Origin of the sequence: Actinoplanes sp. TFC3 (assembly GCF_001553785.1) — a bacterium.
Taxonomy (GTDB): domain Bacteria; phylum Actinomycetota; class Actinomycetes; order Mycobacteriales; family Micromonosporaceae; genus Actinoplanes.
The window spans coordinates 3,253,338-3,270,347 of sequence record NZ_LOJP01000001.1 but is presented as its reverse complement, the minus strand read 5'-3'; the positions used below and the strand labels follow the sequence as shown (position 1 = coordinate 3,270,347).

14 protein-coding genes and 1 riboswitch are annotated in these 17,010 nt (G+C 69.0%); of the genes, 6 read left to right on the top strand and 8 right to left on the bottom strand.

Annotated features, from left to right (window positions below):
* The first annotated feature begins 174 nt into the window (after positions 1 to 174).
* Positions 175 to 2,025, top strand: a complete 1,851-nt coding sequence (htpG, locus tag TFC3_RS14650) for a molecular chaperone HtpG (RefSeq protein ID WP_067500037.1) — start codon at positions 175 to 177, stop codon at positions 2,023 to 2,025.
* A 54-nt stretch (positions 2,026 to 2,079) separates the two neighbouring features.
* Here htpG and TFC3_RS14645 read toward each other — a convergent pair whose 3' ends face one another.
* Positions 2,080 to 2,466: a hypothetical protein gene (locus TFC3_RS14645; protein WP_067500034.1), complete on the bottom strand. Its 387-nt coding sequence runs from the start codon at positions 2,464 to 2,466 to the stop codon at positions 2,080 to 2,082.
* On the bottom strand, positions 2,463 to 2,867 hold the full coding sequence (locus tag TFC3_RS14640) for a hypothetical protein (protein WP_236718127.1): 405 nt from the start codon (positions 2,865 to 2,867) through the stop codon (positions 2,463 to 2,465). The genes TFC3_RS14645 and TFC3_RS14640 overlap by 4 nt, the downstream gene beginning before the upstream one ends.
* A gap of 258 nt (positions 2,868 to 3,125) precedes the next feature.
* Between TFC3_RS14640 and TFC3_RS14635 the strand changes: the two genes are divergently transcribed.
* Both TFC3_RS14635 and metH read left to right on the top strand, forming a co-directional pair.
* Entirely contained in the window at positions 3,126 to 3,521 is a 396-nt protein-coding gene (locus TFC3_RS14635; protein ID WP_067500033.1) for an HIT family protein, read from the top strand.
* 73 nt (positions 3,522 to 3,594) lie between these two features.
* Positions 3,595 to 3,671, top strand: a riboswitch (S-adenosyl-L-homocysteine riboswitch).
* A 20-nt stretch (positions 3,672 to 3,691) separates the two neighbouring features.
* Positions 3,692 to 7,291, top strand: a complete 3,600-nt coding sequence (gene metH / locus TFC3_RS14630; protein ID WP_082772055.1) for a methionine synthase — start codon at positions 3,692 to 3,694, stop codon at positions 7,289 to 7,291.
* Between the two features lie 64 nt (positions 7,292 to 7,355).
* Here metH and TFC3_RS14625 read toward each other — a convergent pair whose 3' ends face one another.
* The 4 genes from TFC3_RS14625 to TFC3_RS14610 all read right to left on the bottom strand — a co-directional run bounded on the left by TFC3_RS14625 (position 7,356) and on the right by TFC3_RS14610 (position 12,191).
* The gene (locus TFC3_RS14625; RefSeq protein ID WP_067500031.1) at positions 7,356 to 8,168 is read right to left on the bottom strand and encodes an intradiol ring-cleavage dioxygenase; all 813 of its coding nucleotides are present in this window, start codon (positions 8,166 to 8,168) and stop codon (positions 7,356 to 7,358) included.
* A gap of 46 nt (positions 8,169 to 8,214) precedes the next feature.
* Positions 8,215 to 10,860 carry a molybdopterin-dependent oxidoreductase gene (locus TFC3_RS14620; RefSeq protein ID WP_067500029.1) on the bottom strand — a complete coding sequence of 882 codons (2,646 nt, stop codon included), beginning with the start codon at positions 10,858 to 10,860 and terminating at the stop codon, positions 8,215 to 8,217.
* Positions 10,857 to 11,666, bottom strand: a complete 810-nt coding sequence (locus TFC3_RS14615) for a xanthine dehydrogenase family protein subunit M (RefSeq protein ID WP_067500028.1) — start codon at positions 11,664 to 11,666, stop codon at positions 10,857 to 10,859. The genes TFC3_RS14620 and TFC3_RS14615 overlap by 4 nt, the downstream gene beginning before the upstream one ends.
* Positions 11,667 to 11,900: 234 nt before the next feature.
* A complete protein-coding gene (locus TFC3_RS14610) occupies positions 11,901 to 12,191 on the bottom strand; it encodes a hypothetical protein (protein ID WP_153040233.1) in 291 nt (96 codons plus the stop codon).
* Between the two features lie 48 nt (positions 12,192 to 12,239).
* Between TFC3_RS14610 and TFC3_RS14605 the strand changes: the two genes are divergently transcribed.
* The 3 genes from TFC3_RS14605 to TFC3_RS14595 all read left to right on the top strand — a co-directional run bounded on the left by TFC3_RS14605 (position 12,240) and on the right by TFC3_RS14595 (position 14,932).
* Positions 12,240 to 12,578 (top strand): winged helix-turn-helix domain-containing protein, encoded by a 339-nt coding sequence (locus TFC3_RS14605; RefSeq protein WP_201787160.1) that lies wholly within the window; start codon positions 12,240 to 12,242, stop codon positions 12,576 to 12,578.
* A 168-nt stretch (positions 12,579 to 12,746) separates the two neighbouring features.
* Complete coding sequence (locus tag TFC3_RS14600) at positions 12,747 to 13,574, top strand: hypothetical protein (RefSeq protein ID WP_067500024.1); 828 nt, start codon at positions 12,747 to 12,749, stop codon at positions 13,572 to 13,574.
* The gene (locus TFC3_RS14595) at positions 13,571 to 14,932 is read left to right on the top strand and encodes a hypothetical protein (RefSeq protein ID WP_153040232.1); all 1,362 of its coding nucleotides are present in this window, start codon (positions 13,571 to 13,573) and stop codon (positions 14,930 to 14,932) included. The genes TFC3_RS14600 and TFC3_RS14595 overlap by 4 nt, the downstream gene beginning before the upstream one ends.
* Here TFC3_RS14595 and TFC3_RS14590 read toward each other — a convergent pair.
* Positions 14,901 to 16,004, bottom strand: a complete 1,104-nt coding sequence (locus TFC3_RS14590; protein ID WP_067500018.1) for a glycosyltransferase — start codon at positions 16,002 to 16,004, stop codon at positions 14,901 to 14,903. The genes TFC3_RS14595 and TFC3_RS14590 overlap by 32 nt on opposite strands.
* Positions 16,001 to 16,933 (bottom strand): glycosyltransferase, encoded by a 933-nt coding sequence (locus TFC3_RS14585; RefSeq protein WP_067500016.1) that lies wholly within the window; start codon positions 16,931 to 16,933, stop codon positions 16,001 to 16,003. Before TFC3_RS14585 ends, TFC3_RS14590 begins: the two co-directional genes overlap by 4 nt.
* Between the last annotated feature and the right edge of the window lie 77 nt (positions 16,934 to 17,010).

The window sequence follows — 17,010 nt, the reverse complement described above, 5'->3', positions numbered from 1 at the left end:
CACCCAGGCCCCGGTCACCCAGCCCGCCGAGGAACCGCCCACCCAGGACCCGGCGCCTCCCGCGGCGAGCGACCCCGCCCCCTGGCCGCCGCTGCCCTCGGACCTGCCGACGGTGATCGGCTAGCGGGTCATACGATCTCCTGCGGGAACATTTCGTACGCACGGAGGGACACCATGAGTACCGAGACGCTCGAGTTCCAGGCCGAAGCCCGCCAGTTGCTGCAGCTGATGGTCCACTCGATCTACTCCAACAAGGACATTTTCCTGCGGGAGCTCGTCTCCAACGCCTCCGATGCCCTGGACAAGCTGCGTCTGGCTGCCCTCACGGACGACGCGCTGACCGCCGAGGACCTGCACATCGAGATCGAGGTGGATGCCGAGGCGCGCACGCTGACCGTGCGCGACAACGGCATCGGCATGGCCCGCGACGAGGTGGTGGCGCTGATCGGCACGATCGCCAAGTCGGGCACCGCCGAACTGCTCAACAAGCTCAAGGAGAGCAAGGACAAGGAGTCCGCCGAGCTGATCGGGCAGTTCGGCGTGGGCTTCTACTCCACGTTCATGGTTGCCGACCGGGTCACGCTGCTGACCCGCCGGGCCGGCGAGGAGATCGGGACGCGCTGGGAGTCCGCGGGCGAGGGCACGTACACCATCGAGGAGGACCCGGACGCCGCGCCCGGCACCTCGGTGACCGTGCACCTGCGCCCCAAGGACGAGGAGGACGCGCTCTACGACTACACCGATGAGTGGAAGATCAAGGAGATCATCAAGCGGTATTCCGACTTCATCTCGTTCCCGATCCGCCTGGTCAAGCCCGAGGGTGACCCGGAGACGCTGAACTCGATGAAGGCCCTGTGGGCGCGCCCGCGCTCGCAGGTCAGCGACGAGGAATACCACGAGTTCTACCGTCACATCAGCCACGACTGGACCGATCCGCTCGAGATCATCCAGATGCGCGCCGAGGGCACTTTCGAATACGAGGCGCTGCTGTTCATCCCGGCCCGCGCCCCGCACGACCTGTTCCAGCGCGACGGCCGCCGCGGCATCCAGCTGTACGTCAAGCGCGTGTTCATCATGGAGGACAGCCGCGAGCTGATCCCGGACTACCTGCGCTTCGTCAAGGGCGTGGTGGACGCGGCCGACCTGTCGCTCAACATCTCCCGTGAGATCCTGCAGCAGGACCGGCACATCCAGATGATCCGGCGCCGGCTGGCCAAGAAGGTCCTGTCCACCATCAAGGACCTGATGGGCAAGGAACCGGAGAAGTACGCCACCTTCTGGCGCGAGTTCGGCCGCGCGGTCAAGGAGGGCCTGCTCGGCGAGGCCGAGGACCAGAAGGCCATCCTGGATGTGTCGTCGTTCGCCACCACCGCCGACGACAAGCCCACCACCCTGTCCGGCTACGTGAGCCGGATGAAGGAGGGCCAGGACGAGATCTACTTCATGACCGGGGAGAGCCGGGCGCAGGTGGAGAACTCCCCGCACATGGAGGCGTTCAAGGCCAAGGGGTACGAGGTCCTGCTGCTCACCGACCCGGTCGACGAGATCTGGGTCGAAGCCGTGCCCGAATACGAGGGCAAGAAGCTGCAGTCCATCGCCCGCGGCACCGTGGAACTCGACGAGGACGAGAAGCCGTCGCAGGAGAAGACGGGCGAGTTCGCCCCGCTGCTCACCTGGCTCGGCGAAACCCTCGAGGAGGTCAAGGAGGTCCGCCTGTCCACCCGCCTGACCACCTCGCCGGCCTGCCTGGTCAGCGACGCCAACGACATCACCCCCACACTGGAGAAGATGTACAAGGCGATGGGCCAGGACGTACCCCCGGTCAAGCGCATCCTCGAACTCAACCCGGACCACCCCCTGGTCACCGCCCTGCGCGAAGCCCATACCGGCCGCGCCGACGACCCGGCCCTGCCGGAAACCGCCGAGCTGTTGTACGGCACGGCACTGCTCGCTGAGGGCGGGGATCTGGCCGATCCGGCTCGGTTCGCAAAGCTGCTGGCCGACCGGCTGGCCCGCACGATCTGAGGAATCGACGGGGTGGGGTGCCTGGCGGGTGCTCCACCTTGTCGCCTTCCTTCGTCAGCGGTAAGCCACGCCCAGCCCGTACCGGGCCCGCCACCACCGTGCCCCGGGGCCAGTGCGCTCCGACCCGCAAAGCGGGTCGGCGGCGGCCGATCGTTCCCATTCGGGATGCGTGCCCACGAGCCACACGTCGCCGACGATGCGCACCCAGGACACCAGGGTCATGGACACCATCCCGAACCGCTGCTGCAGCCATGCGGCGTGCGCGTCAGCGGCCGCAGCCGGCGGAAGGTGAGCACGCCGGGCCATCTCATCGCAGACCAGTTGCGCTTCCGGAGCCCATTCCGAGTCGCGGACGGCGCTGCCGAGCTGGCGCAGTTCGGGCCAGACCACCTCCCGCTGGCCCTGCCGGTAGCGGCTGAGCCATCGAGGCGACGAGATCACGTCACGATCCTCCGCCTCGCCCCGCCGTACAGGTGCACCCTGTGGTCAACGGCGTGGTCCGGTTCGCGTGCGGTGAACGCGTCCGGCGCGCTCTTGCCGTGGCCGATGAAGATCAGCCAGTCCTCGTAGTACCAGCTCGGGTTGCAGGCGCACGTGGTGACGGTGAACCGGGAGTTCGCCCGGTGCGTCGCGATCTCGCCGGGCCGCAACGTGCAGAGGCGAGCAGGTCCGCTCTGGCGCGGATACGCAGCCCTGCCCGGTAACCGGTCAGCGACCAGCGCATCGCCCTTCCAGGTCAACCCCAGGTCAAGGTCGTGGGCACAATCCAGATCACCACTGGCCACGCTCTCCTGGCGCAGGTACCCGGTCGCCTCGTCGGCGAGCACGTCGTGAATGGCCACGGCATCGCTCGGCAGCGATGACGGGAGGATCACCGGTTGGCTCAGGCCTCGACGGGCGTTCGCATGGGGGGCGCCCCGGGCTGATGCGCTCCACCGTACCCGTATGCGCTGAATGGTGATCACGACTCAGCCTGACGCATCAGGTTCCGGCTGGACCACCCGTTTTCTACGGAGGTCGGTGGGGTTACCAGGGCCATGGCTCGCTGAGGTCCTGAGCCGTGGGGGAGCAGCGGACCGTCGGTGTGATGTCATAGCGGGGTGCCGACCATCTTCACGAAGATCATCACCGGAGAGCTACCCGGGCGGATCGTGTTCTCCGACGAGCGCGTCGCCGCGTTTCTGACCATCGCCCCGCTCACGCCGGGGCACACGCTGGTCGTGCCGCGCGCTGAGGTCGACGAGTGGACCGACCTTGAGCCGGAGCTCGCCGCGCATGTGCTCAGCGTCAGCCACACCATCGGCCGGGCCCTCAAACGGGCGTTCGATGCGCCGCGGGTGGGGCTGATCGTGGCCGGCTTCGAGGTGCCGCATGCCCACGTGCACGTGTTCCCGGCCGCGGACATGGCCGACTTCGATTTCGCCAACGCCAACCCGGACGCGAGCGCCGCAGAGCTCGATGCCCACCATGAGCGCATCCTCGACGCCCTGAATTAGTCCTGTCATCGAGGCGTCTCAACCGGTGGCCGCCTCGAGCCCGCTACGACCGGGTTCGGGTACTCTTCTACGCCAGGTCGAGGGGCGCTGCGACGGGGAAACCCGCCACGCTCGGCCTGGCACCATCCGACCCAAGGGCGTCCTCCGAGTTGATTCGCGGAGGAGGCAGTATGTCTACGACAACGCAGCAGACCGGCACGGTTGCGACGCTGCGGGAGTTGATGGCGCAGCGGGTGCTCGTGCTCGACGGCGCCTGGGGCACCATGCTGCAGGGTGCGAAGCTGACCCCGGCCGACTACCGCGGTGACCTGATCGGCGACGAGCACGCCAAGGACGTCACCGGCGACCCCGACCTGCTCAACCTGACCCGCCCGGACGTCATCCTCGACGTGCACCGGCAATACCTCGCGGCCGGCGCGGACATCACCACCACCAACACCTTCACCGCCACCAGCATCGGGCAGGCCGACTACGGCCTGGAGTCGCTGGTGCGCGAGATGAACATCCAGGGCGCCCGGCTGGCCCGCCAGGCCGCCGACGAGGCTGGGGGCAAGTTCGTCGCCGGGTCGGTCGGCCCGCTCAACGTCACCTTGTCGCTGTCGCCCAAGGTCGACGACCCGGCCTACCGCGCGGTCACCTTCGACCAGGTCAAGGCGGCGTATGCGGAGCAGATCGCGGCGCTGGCCGAGGGCGGCGTCGACCTGCTGCTGATCGAGACGATCTTCGACACGCTCAACGTCAAGGCAGCGATCGCCGCGGCCCGCGAGGTAGCCCCGCAGCTCCCGCTGTGGATCTCGGTCACCATCGTTGACCTGTCGGGGCGCACGCTGAGCGGGCAGACCGTCGAGGCGTTCTGGCGGTCCGTCGAGCGTGCCGAGCCCCTGGTCGTCGGGGTCAACTGCTCGCTGGGCGCGGCCGAGATGCGCCCGCACGTGGCCGACCTGGCCCGTCTGGCCGGCACCTACGTCGCCTGTCATCCCAACGCCGGGCTGCCCAACGCGTTCGGTGGCTACGACGAGACGCCGGCCGAGACCGCCGGGCTGGTCGGCGGGTTCGCCCGCGAGGGCATGGTCAACATCGTCGGCGGCTGCTGCGGCACGTCGCCCGCGCACATCAACACGATCGCCGAGACGGTTCGGGGGCTGTCCCCGCGCCCGGTCCCCGCGGCCGCGCCCGCCACCCGGTTCAGCGGGCTCGAGCCCTTCGAGATCGGCCCGGACACCGGGTTCGTGATGATCGGCGAGCGCACCAACGTGACCGGCTCGGCCAAGTTCCGCCGGCTCATCGAGGCCGACAACTACCAGGCAGCCGTGGACGTCGCCCTCGAGCAGGTGCGCGGCGGGGCCAACCTGCTCGACGTCAACATGGACGCCGACCTGCTCGACAGCGAGCAGGCGATGACCACGTTCCTCAACCTCATCGCCACCGAGCCCGAGGTCGCGCGGATCCCGTTCATGATCGACAGCTCGAAGTGGAGCGTGCTCGAGGCCGGGCTCAAGTGTGTGCAGGGCAAGGGCGTGGTCAACTCGATCAGCCTCAAGGAGGGCCCCGAGCAGTTCCTGGAGCAGGCCCGCAAGGTGCGCGGCTACGGCGCCGGCGTGGTCGTCATGGCCTTCGACGAGCAGGGCCAGGCCGACACCGCCGACCGCAAGGTTGAGATCTGCGGCCGGGCGTACGACCTGCTGGTCGGCGAGGCCGGGTTCGCCCCCGAGGACATCATCTTCGACCCGAACGTGCTCGCCGTGGCCACCGGCATCGCCGAGCACAACGGCTACGCCAAGGCGTTCATCGAGGCCCTGCCGCGGATCAAGCAGCGCTGCCCGGGCGTACGAACCAGCGGCGGCATCTCCAACCTGTCGTTCTCCTTCCGCGGCAACGACGTGGTCCGTGAGGCCATGCACTCGGCGTTCCTGTTCCACGCGGTGCGCGCCGGACTGGACATGGGCATCGTCAACGCCGGTCAGCTCGCGGTCTACCAGGACATCCCGGCCGACCTGCTGGAGCTGGTCGAGGACGTGCTGTTCGACCGCCGCGAGGACGCCACCGACCGGCTGGTCAGCTTCGCCTCCACGGTCACCGGCTCGGGCACCAAGCGCACCGTCGACCTGTCCTGGCGCAACGAGACGGTCGCCGAGCGGCTCAAGTACGCGCTGCTGCACGGCGTTGTCGACTTCGTCGAGGAGGACACCGAGGAGGCCCGGCGGCTGCTCGACCGGCCTTTGGACGTCATCGAGGGCCCGCTGATGGACGGCATGAAGGTCGTCGGCGACCTGTTCGGCGCGGGCAAGATGTTCCTGCCGCAGGTGGTCAAGAGCGCCCGGGTCATGAAGCGCTCGGTGGCCTACCTCGAGCCGTTCATGGAGAAGGACAAGGCCGGCACCCGCGGGCAGGGCAAGGTCGTGCTGGCCACGGTCAAGGGCGACGTGCACGACATCGGCAAGAACATCGTCGGCGTGGTCCTGGGCTGCAACAACTACGAGGTCGTGGATCTGGGCGTGATGGTGCCCGCGGCCAAGATCCTGGACACCGCGATCGCCGAGGGGGCCGACGCGATCGGGCTGTCCGGGCTGATCACCCCGTCGCTGGACGAGATGGTCGCGGTCGGTGCCGAGATGCAGCGCCGGGGGATCACGCTGCCGCTGCTCATCGGCGGTGCGACCACCTCGCGTCAGCACACCGCGGTCCGGATCGCTCCGGCGTACCAGGGCAGCACTGTTCATGTCCTGGATGCCTCCCGCGTGGTCGGGGTGGTCTCCGATCTGCTCGACCCGGGACGCGCCAAGACGCTCGACGAGAACAACCGCGCCGAGCAGGAACGCCTGCGGGAGCAGCACGCCAACCGGCACTCCCAGCCGCTGCTGGGCATCGAGGAGGCTCGCGCCAACCGCGAGGTCGTCGATTTCGCCGGGCTGCCCACGCCCAGCTTCACCGGGCTGCGCACGGTCGAGCCGTCGATCGCCGAGCTGCGCGAGATGGTCGACTGGCAGTTCCTGTTCCTGGCCTGGGAGCTCAAGGGCAAGTTCCCGGCGATCCTCGACAACCCGGTCGCCAAGGAACTGTGGGACGACGCCAACACGCTGCTAGACAAGATCATCGCGGAGGGCTCGTTCACGGCGAAGGGCGCGTACGCGTTCTGGCCGGCCCACAGCGACGGCGACGACATCGTGCTGGACAACGGCGTGCGCTTCCCGATGCTGCGACAGCAGACCGCCAAACCGGAGGGCCGGGCCAACCGCAGCCTCGCCGACTACATCGCGCCCGAGGGCGACCACCTGGGCGGGTTCGCGGTGGCCATCCACGGCGCCGGCGAGCTGGCCGCGCACTACGAGGACGACCAGGACGACTACCGGGCGATCATGGTCAAGGCGCTGGCCGACCGGCTCGCCGAGGCGTTCGCGGAATACCTGCACCTGCAGGCGCGCCGCGAATGGTTCGAGCCGGACGCCCAGCCCGAGCTGGCGGAGCTGCACGCCGAGCGGTTCCGCGGCATCCGCCCGGCGCTGGGCTACCCGGCCAGCCCCGACCACAGCGAGAAGAAGGACCTGTTCGAGCTGCTGGAATCGGACAAGCTGGGCATCGGGCTCACCGAGTCGTACGCGATGACCCCGGCCGCGGCGGTCAGCGGGCTGATCTTCGCCCACCCGTCGTCCCGCTACTTCACGGTCGGCCGGATCGGCAAGGACCAGGTCGAGGACTACGCGCAGCGCCGCGGCCTGAGCGTCGAGGAGATCGAGCGCTGGCTGCGGCCCAACCTGGCCTACGAGATCTGAGACCCGTCACCGGCGCCTGGCTGATCAATCTCAGCCAGGCGCCGGGTCAGGAACTCGCGTTGGCTCAGAATCTTGGTGGCCGGCCGGTCTCCTCGCCTGCGGGGTCCACGGTGATCGTCAAGGTGGCGACATATCCGCTGCTCACGTCGCCGGTGACAACCGCCATCTCGCGGGCGGCCAGGTCGTCGCGGAACACCATGTCGGTGGCGAGCGAAACGCTCGACATGTTCGTTTCGCTCTGCTCGTACCCGTCGGCTTCGGCGTAAACGGTGTCGGAAACATCCTCGGGCAAAGCGATCTGCGAGGTCTTGCGAATGGGCCCGGCGCCGCTGGTGACATCGGCGAGGGAGGAATACACCTCGAAATGGATGTGCGGCCAGCGCCCGGTGTAGCAGGCCGGATAGATGCTGGTAAACGTGACGGTGCCGGTGTCGTCGCCGACCTGGATGCCGCGAAGATAGTTCTCGTTCGTCACGCCCGGGGAATACAGCGAATAGCGGCCCTCCCGATCGCAGTGCCACGCATAAACGGCGGCTCCCGCCAGTGGCGCACAAGCAGGATCCTGCACAATCAAAGAGAATTGCAACGGTACGCCCGCAGCAACCGTGTTCGAGGCGCCGAACGAGGGCCGGAGGTCGCTGCGCACTATTCCGCTCTCGGTGCGCACATCGGGGCCGTTGGAACCGTCCGCGGGGTACGGGCCGGCAGTCTCGGACTCCACCTCCTGCAGGCATGCGGCCGCCGCTTCGGCTGAGGTGGTGCGTAACAGGCCGCCGCCGGCGACGGCCAGCCCGGCCCCGCCGAGCGCGGCCAGCATCCGCCGGCGGGACATCGTGGCCAGGTCGAACGCGAGCCCTCTGTCGTGCTGGTGTGGCATCGCTTGCTCCTTCCGGTTGACGAAGAAGGCAGCTAAGCATCGATGTCTATGAATGACCTGTGGTTGATCTCAAGCCGAGCCAGATCCGGTCCCGGGTGAACGGCAGCTCGGTGAAGCGCACCCCGGTGGCATCGCGCAGCGCGTTGGCCAGCGCCGGGGCGACCGGGTTGTACGGGCTCTCGCTCATCGACTTGGCGCCCAGCGGCCCGATCGCATCGGTGGTGGCGGCGAAGACGACCTCGGTGCGCGGCACGTCGGCGTACGCGGGGATGTGGTACTGCCGGAAGCCAGTCGTCAGCACCTCCCCGGTCACCGCGTCGAGCACCATGCGTTCGCTCAGCGCCGAGCCGAGCGCCTGCGCCACCCCGCCCTCCACCTGTCCGCGGCATTGCAACGGGTTCAGCACCCGGCCCGCGTCGGCGCTGTGCACGCTGCGCAGGATCCGCAGCTCCCCGGTGCCCGGGTCGACGGCGACGCGGAACCACTGCGCGTTGAAGGCCACCGACCGCGGCGTACCGGCCCAGTGGCCCCGGCCCGGCGGGATCCGCGCGGCGAGCTCGGGCAGGGGGATCAGCGTGCCATCGGCGAGTTCGGCCGCGTCGGGGGTCAGGCTGACCGCGCCGGTCACGTCGAGGATCGAGGCCCGCAAGGCCGCAGCGGCGGCGAGCACGGCCTGCCCGGCCACGACCACGCCGGTGGAGCCGAACGCGCCGGTGTCGTGACCGACCACATCGGTGTCGGACTGGCGGATGACAATGCGGTCGGCGGTGGTGCCCAGCACATCCGCGGCGATCTGCGCGTGCACGGTCGTGCTGCCGTTGCCGAACTCGGCGGTGCCCACAGCGACCTCGTACCGGCGGTCGGCCCGCAACGACACCGAGGCGTCGGCGTAGTGCCCGCCGGGCGGACCCGCGGCGATCATCGCGATGGCCATGCCCTCGCCGACCAGCCAGCCCGTCTCAGCGCTCGCGGGCTCCGGCTCGGCGCGGGCGGCCCGGATGGCGTCGAGGCACTGGTCGAGGCCGTAGCTGGCGATGGTCAGGTCGTCGGCGTGGCTGCCGGGCGCGGTCATCGCCTCGCCCGCCAGGATCACATTGCGTTCGCGCAGCAGCACCGGATCCAGGTTCAGCCTGCGGGCCAGCTCGTCCAGCGCCGACTCGACGGCGAAGGTGACCTGACCCAGCCCGTAGCCGCGGAAGGCGCCGGCGGGCACGGTGTTGGTGTAGACGGCGTACGCGTCGACCTTCTTGTTGGCGCACCGGTAGATCGCGATCGACTCGTGGCAGCCGTGATACATCACCGACGGGCCGTGGTTGCCGTAGGCGCCGGTGTCGACCACCACGCGCAGGTCCAGGGCGGTCAAGGTGCCGTCGGTGCGGGCGCCGGCTTTTATCCGTACCGTGAAAGGGTGCCTGGTCGTTGCCGAGGTGAATTGCTCGGCACGGGTGAACTCATGTTTGACCGGCCGGCCCGTCGCGCGAACCGCCAAAGCCACCAGGTCTTCGACGAGCATTTCCTGTTTGCCGCCGAACCCGCCACCGACGCGGCCGGTCAAGACGCGAACCTGGTCGAGCGGGAGATCGTACAGATCGGCTAAGGCGCGGCGGGTGAGGAAAGGCGTCTGGGTGCTGGATCGAACAGTCAACCGGCCGTTCTCGTCGTACCACCCGATCGCGCCATGGGTTTCCAAACTGGCATGCTGCACCCGCGGAGTACGGAACGTCTGCTCATAAACGACGTCGGCCTCGGCGAAACCGCGTTCCACATCACCAATCTCGTCGTCCAGGCGACCGACAACATTGCTGTCACCGCCGTGCACGAGCGGCGCGCCGGGCAGCAGCGCTTTCTCCGGATCAACAACGGCGGGCATCATCTCGTACGAGACAAGCAGCCGACGGCATCCCTGTTCGGCGGCGCTTTCACTGTCCGCTATGACGGCGGCCACCCGCTGACCCACATGCCGGACCACATCGTCAAGCACCCGCGTGTCATAGGGATCCTCGTCCGGATTCTCGTGCCGCCCGGTGGAAAACCGTTTCTCCGGCGCATCATGATGGGTGAGCACAAGGCGCACCCCCGGCACGGCCAGCGCGTCCCGAGCATCGATCCCGACAATGCGAGCATGCGCGTGCGGCGATCGGACGACCTTGAGATGCACCATTTCCGGTACGTCCACATCAAACGTGAACCGCGCCGCCCCCGTCACCACCTCAGGGCCGGCCGGGGCACCCGTTCCCGACCCAATCGCCGCGCCGATCCCCGGCTCGGCAACATTGCGAACGCCCGCAAGGGCATCGGCCACAGCCCGGTACCCGGTGCACCGGCACAAATTGCCTTTCAACGACCGATCCATCTCGGTCGACGGCGCCTGATCCAGCGCCACAGCGGTCATGATGAGACCGGCTGTGCAGAAGCCGCATTGGAATCCCTGAGCGTCGAGGAACTGCTGCTGAACCGGATGCGGATTGTCGGTGGAAAGGCCCTCGACGGTCGTGACCTCGTGGCCCTGTGCGCGAAAGGCCGGATAGAGACAACTGTGCACCGGCCGGCCGTCGACATGCACCGTGCAAGCGCCGCAATCGCCGGTGTCGCAGCCCTTCTTGACGCCGAACCACCCCTGTTCTCGCACGAAGGTGCGCAAACACTGCCCCGGCCGCGGCGGCTGCTCCGCGTCCTGCCCGTTGATCCTCACGGCTCGAGCCGCCGCCGGATCTCCTCGGCGTACCGCAGGGTGAGGTGTCGTCGCCACGTGGGCAGCCCGTGCACATCATCGGTCCACGCATCGTCCGGAATGGCTTCGTGCAGCGCAGCAGTCAGGCTGCGCTCGTCCGGCAGGCCGTCGAATCGTAGCTGGTAGGGGCGCACGGTCGCGGCCGTCACGGTCAGCACAAACCCCGCGGAAGCCGTAACGCGCCCGGCCAGCAGAGCGGCGGAACGTCCGTGCGTGAACAAGGACCCTTGACGGTACGTAACCGGCCCGCCCATAGCCGTCGCCGGGACGGTGACGGAGCGCAGCAGCTCCCCGTCGCGCAGCACAGTGGAACCGTCGCCCGTCACGAAATTGACGACAGGCACGGTGCGCTTGCCGTCCGGGCCGGCAACCAGGCACTCGCCGTCCAGGGCGGCCAGCAAGGTGATCCTCGGCCCGGCGGGGAGAGCGGCGCACAGGTTGCCGCCCACCGTGGCGACGTTCCAGATCTTGAAGCTGGCAAGGAACGCGTGGCAGCAGCCGGTGGCCAGGTTGCGAAACGCCGCCGGGGTTTGAGGTGCCTGAGCGAAGCGGAACAGCTCGGCAATGGTGCAGGTAGCCGCGATCTCCACCCCGTCGTCGCGCACAGTGATGGGCGTCCACCCCGCGGCAACCAGATCCAGCAACCGCGTCAGCGCTGGCCGAGGCTCCGCGAACAACGCCGTACCCCCACCCAGCCAGGCATCCCCCGGCCGCCACTGTCCAATCCGGGCGGGACTCACCACCTCAGCCACCGTGTGCAGATCCACCTGCGCCCCCAGCGTGTGCCGTCCCCATCCCCATCCCCGTGCCCTGCCGCTCCGCGCCCCTGCCTCGCGGCCTGCCGATTTTCGTCATCTCAGGGACACGCTACGTTACGCCCGATCTGTTTCCGGGGCGCTTCGATTGCTTGTCACAATGCCGGGCGCTGTTTCGTCCTTCTCTCGCCTGCCTCTGGTTCGGACACACCTGGGTTCGGGCATCGTGCTCGCCGTTTCTCACTTTTACGTCGGTGCAGCGCCTCGGCCGGCGTCGGTTCGGCGTACAGGCAGGGCCGGCTCGGTGATCTCCAGGATCAGGTCACCGACGGTGAACCCGACAACCACCACCCGCACCGCCTCCGCCGCGACCGGAACAAGTCGCGCATCTTCCGCCGTCGTCGGGCCGGCAGGTCCGTCGTGACGCTGAACCGAGCGGGGCTGTTGATCCGTACTGTGATCCATGAGGGTGTTGTTGACCGCCCGGGGGATGTGGCCGACCGGATCGCCGGCCTGGAACTTGGCGCCGACGACCACCTTCCCCAACCGTTCAGCGTGCGAGAGCTGGTGGCAAGAATGCGCGCAGTGGCCCGCCGTTCCAACGCCGCGGCGACGGAACAGACCCCCGATCCGGTACGGACCTACGGACCGCTCACGATCGACACCCGGACCCGCGACGTGCGCCTGCACCGGCTCCCGGTGGCGCTGAGCCCCAAGGAATACGACCTGCTCCTGCTGCTCGCCGACGACCCGGGAGCTGTGGTGGACCGCCGGCGGATCCTGGACGAGGTGTGGGGGCCGAGCTTCTTCGGGCCGGGCAAGACGCTGGACTTCCACGTCGCGAGCCTGCGCCGCAAGCTGGGCGACCCCGGCTGGATCGAGAACCGGCGCGGCGTCGGTTTCCGCCTGGTCGCCCCGGCGTGACATGCCGCCTGCTGCTGACGTACCTCACGTTCGCACTGCTGATCCTGGTGTCGCTGCCGCGTCCGCGTCCGGGGAGCGGGCTACGGGCAGGCGAAGCGCGGGCGACGCTTCGCGGAACAATGCGCGCGAGGGTGGCCGCGGCGATCATCAACGGGTGAGAATCGCCCGGTGCACCGGGCAAACGACTACTACGGTCACTCGACCATCCTGGCGCGCTACTGCGGATCGGCGAGTGAACCGCCGCCGCGGATCCACGGCTATCTGCAGCATGGCTGGAACATCGGTGACGGCATGGCCGGCGACCATGAGTATGTATCCGGTGTCCCCCTGTTCCTGTGGTCCGAGCGCACCCGCAAACGGGCGTGGTCGCTCGGCCGGCGGGAGACCTACGTCGTCGGGGCGCCGTGGGCGTACCTGGTGCGACTCAAGCCTGAACGGGCCGGCGCCCCCACGCGGAACGGCACCATCTGGTATCCGTTTCACGGGTGGGAAGGCCAGCATGTCCGTGGTGACCACGCGCGCCTGATCGACCAGATCAAGGCCACCGAAACCGGCCCGGTGACGATCTGCCTGTACTGGCAGGAGTACTGGACGCCAGGCGTGCGGCGGCGATACGAACGCGCCGGGTTCCGCGTGATCTGCCACGGCTACCGGGGCGATGCGCGCGGCCCGGGCGACCCGGATTTCCTCGACCGGCAACTGGCCGAGCTCAGAGGTCATCGCAGGGTGGCGTCCAACCGGCTCAGCAGCGCCGTCTGGTACGGGATCCTCGCCGGATGCGAGCCGGCTGTCTACGGCGACCCCATGGTGCTGGAGAACGAGGATCCGGCGCACGGCGGGCAGGCCAGGATCCGGCGCCAGTGGGCCGAACTGCACGGCGAACAGGCCGACACCGCAGTTGCCCGAGCCATCGCGGTGCACGAGCTGGGCGCGGACCGGCTGGCGACGGCCGGGGAGCTTCGCCACCTGTTGCGGTGGGAGGTCGAAACGGCATGAACACAGGAGCGCAGCCCCGGATGATCGGTGGCGAGATGCAGGTCTGGTCCGACCTCGACGGCAGGCGCGGGGCCGGTCCCGTACGCGGAACCGTGCTTGCTGCCGTGTTTGCTGCTGCCCGGGGACGCATCTTGGTGCTGGGGCCGCACGATCCCGCGCTGTTCGACTCCTTGGATGACACCACGGTGCTCGTGCGGGGCGTAGCCGATGCCCGGACGCTGGCCGGTCGCACCGGATTGACGGTGCTGTGCGGAAGTCCGGCGCAGCTTGCGGCGCAGGGAACCTTCGACACCGTCATCGCGCTCGACGGTCTCGGCCGCCTGGACACCACTGAGAGCGACGGGCTGACATGGAACGAGATGCTCGCCGTGGTGCACAGCGTTCTCGCGCCTGATGGACTGCTTGTTCTCGGTGCCGAGAACCCGCTCGGACTGCACCGCGTTGTGGCGCCGCCCCGGCGGCTGAGCGATGCCGATTGGGTGCCGGTGCCCGGAGATTCCCAGCCGGCGACCTTGACGCAGCTCCGCCAGGCAGCCGGTGATGTCACGAGGATCTACTGCACGTATCCCGATCCCGTCGCACCGGAACTCATCCTGAGGGAGGACGCGCAGGGCGGTGCCGTCGAAGCGGCCCTCGAACGCGCGTTCTCGGGTGCCAGGAAGGTTCTGGTGGATCCGGCGCGGCTGGCAATCAGCAGTGTGCGCCACGGTGCCGGCAGCGCCCTGGCCCCCGGCTGGATCATCGTGGCGGCCCGGGACGAGAATTTGCTGCCCCACGTGGTGAGCGAACTCGATGGCGCTGTGCCAGGTCCGACGCTTGAGCACCTCATCGAACTGGCCGCCGCCCGGCGTGATCTGCCGGGCGTCCGCGAGCTGGTGACGGACTGGCAGAGCGGTCCGGCTGCCGGGGTGCCGGCAAACCAGATCATCAAAGCCTCCGACGGTACGTCCGTGGCCCTCGGGGACGTCGTGGATCCCGCCTTCGCCCTGCGGGACCTGGCCTCCCGGCTGCTGCGGGCCGGCTTCCCGCATCCGTGGCCGGGTGTCAAGGGCACGACGGATCTGACGCGCATTCTTGCGGCGATGGGGGAGGTGCACGTCGAGGTCCAGGACGAACCCGGCCAGCGGGAGCTGCCCTTCGCCGAGCTGGTTGCCGAGCGCGACCGCCTGATCGGCGAGCTAGCCGACGCACGCGCTCAGGCTGCCTTCTTCGAGGCGGAACTCACCGGTCGTGAGCGGGATCTGCGCGAGGTACGCGAGATGGTGGAGCAGCTCAGCGGGACGGGTCCGGCGCGGGCGGGGCAGGCGTTCGTGGGCGGGGTCCGCGCTACTCGCCGGGTGCTGCGGCGCAACGGCTGACCCTGTCGTACAGGTCCTCGAGCCGCGCGGTTTGGGCGGCGACATCGAAGTGCTGCTCAATATGGGCACGCGCTTGCTTGCCCATGCGCTCGCGCAAGCCGTCCTCGGTTAGCAGCGCCCGCAGGTGGGCAGCCAGAGCGGCGCGGTCACCTTCGGCGCCGAGCAACCCGGTCTCGCCGTGCACCACCGCCTCCGGGATACCACTGTGGCGTGTCGAGACCACGGGTATACCCAGCGCCTGCGCTTCGAGGATCGTCGTGGGCAGCCCTTCGGCATCGCCATTGGCGGCGGTGCGCGACGGCGACACGAAAACTTTGCCCTCGGCCATGCTGCGCCCGGCGGCCGCGTGGTCGAGCGTACCGGCGAACGTCACATCGACGCTCAGAGTGCGGGCCTGCTCCGTCAAGCTTTCCCGCAAGGGGCCGTCACCGACGACGAGCACGCGGGGGGTGAGGTCGCTCAGCCCGGCCAGGGCGGCAATGAGGTCGTCGAGGCCCTTCTTCTCCACGAGCCGGCCCACGAAGACCGCATCCCAGCGCTTGGACCGGGGCACGGCAGGCGGGGGAACGGGAACGCCGGTGTGGTGCACGCACACCTTTGACGGTTCCGCGCCCAGGGCGATGGCGCGCTCGCGCACCGGACCGGAAACAGCGATGATCAGCGCTGCCCGGCGGAACACCGTCCGCAGGTTGCGGCGGTGCCGCAGGCCCTTGGCTCCCCGGGCGTACGGCTGCCGGGTCACATCGTGGCCGTGCAGCGTGACAACCAGCGGCACCCCCAGGGCTGCCGCCGTTGCGCTGACCAGCCAGCCGTCGCCACCGAAGTGGGCATGCACGAGGTCCGGCCTCAGGTCCGCCATGGTGCGGTACAGGCGCGGGGATCTGCCGGTCAGGCGCAGCCGCAGAAAACCGGGTGGGAACACGATGACGTCGTCGTCCTCGGCGAGCACCGAAGGGACCCGGAAGGCGCCCGCGAAGTGAGCCTCCCAGCGTGACAGGGCACGGGCCTGAGCCCGCACGAACGTCTCCGAGGCGGGCAGCATGGCGCTGCGCCACACAACGACCCGGTTCATCCGCGTCCCAGGATCCTGTCGCGCAGCACATGCCGTACCCGTGGGGGCAGGGCCCAGATCTGCAGATGGGTGAGGTAATCGACGGCGCTGGGACGACCGTGGCCCCTCGCCTCGGCGAGCAGTTCCCGGAAAACCGCGAGCTTGCGGGTCGGGGCTGCCATCGAACTCATCACGCTCAAGGTGAAGGCCGCGTAGGCGCGCGGGGTGAACAGCTCGCGGTTGCGCCGCAGCCAGGCCATCTGCGACTCGTACGGCATCTGCAGGCTGATCCGCTCCCGGTCCTCGTCCTGGTGCCACACGACGAGCGGCTCGTCGGCCATGAGCAGAGCGGTTCCGGCGGCGCGGATGGCTCGCAGCGCCCAGTCCAGCTCCTGCTGGCGGCGCAACCCCACGGTGAACGGCACTTCACGCAGCAGGTCGGTGGGCGCCATGATCGTCGACGTCTGGATGAAGCCTTCGCCGTGGAACAGCCCCTTGCGCACGGTGCAGTATTCGCTCAGATGCTCACCGCCGGCGGGCAGCCGGCGAGGCATGACGAACTCGGCCCGCGGCGTGCGGTTGAACAGCCGGCTCGCCACGATCGGCCGGGGAGCTCCGGCGTGCAGGGCCAGAGACAGCTGCACGGCAAGCTTGTGAGGCAGCCATTCGTCGTCATCGTCCAACAGGGCCGTCCACGGTGCGCGGGCGGCGCGCACGCCTTGGTTACGGGCGTTCGGGGCGCCGCCCTTGCGGTCCAGGGGCACCGTTCGTACCCGCGGATCCCCGATCTCGGCCAGTGCCTTCGACGTGACATCGTCGGGACCGTCGATCACGACGACCACCTCGAAGTCCGGCATGTTCTGAGCCAGCACGCTGCGAACGGCGCGGGTCAGCAGCTCGGGACGGTTGCGGGTCGGGATGACCACGCTCACCTCGGCAGGGGTGTCCATGACGCGGCAACGCTAGGCAGCGCCGGCGACCCGCTGCTGAACGGAAGACGGCGGCACGTGATGCGGGTCAATAAATG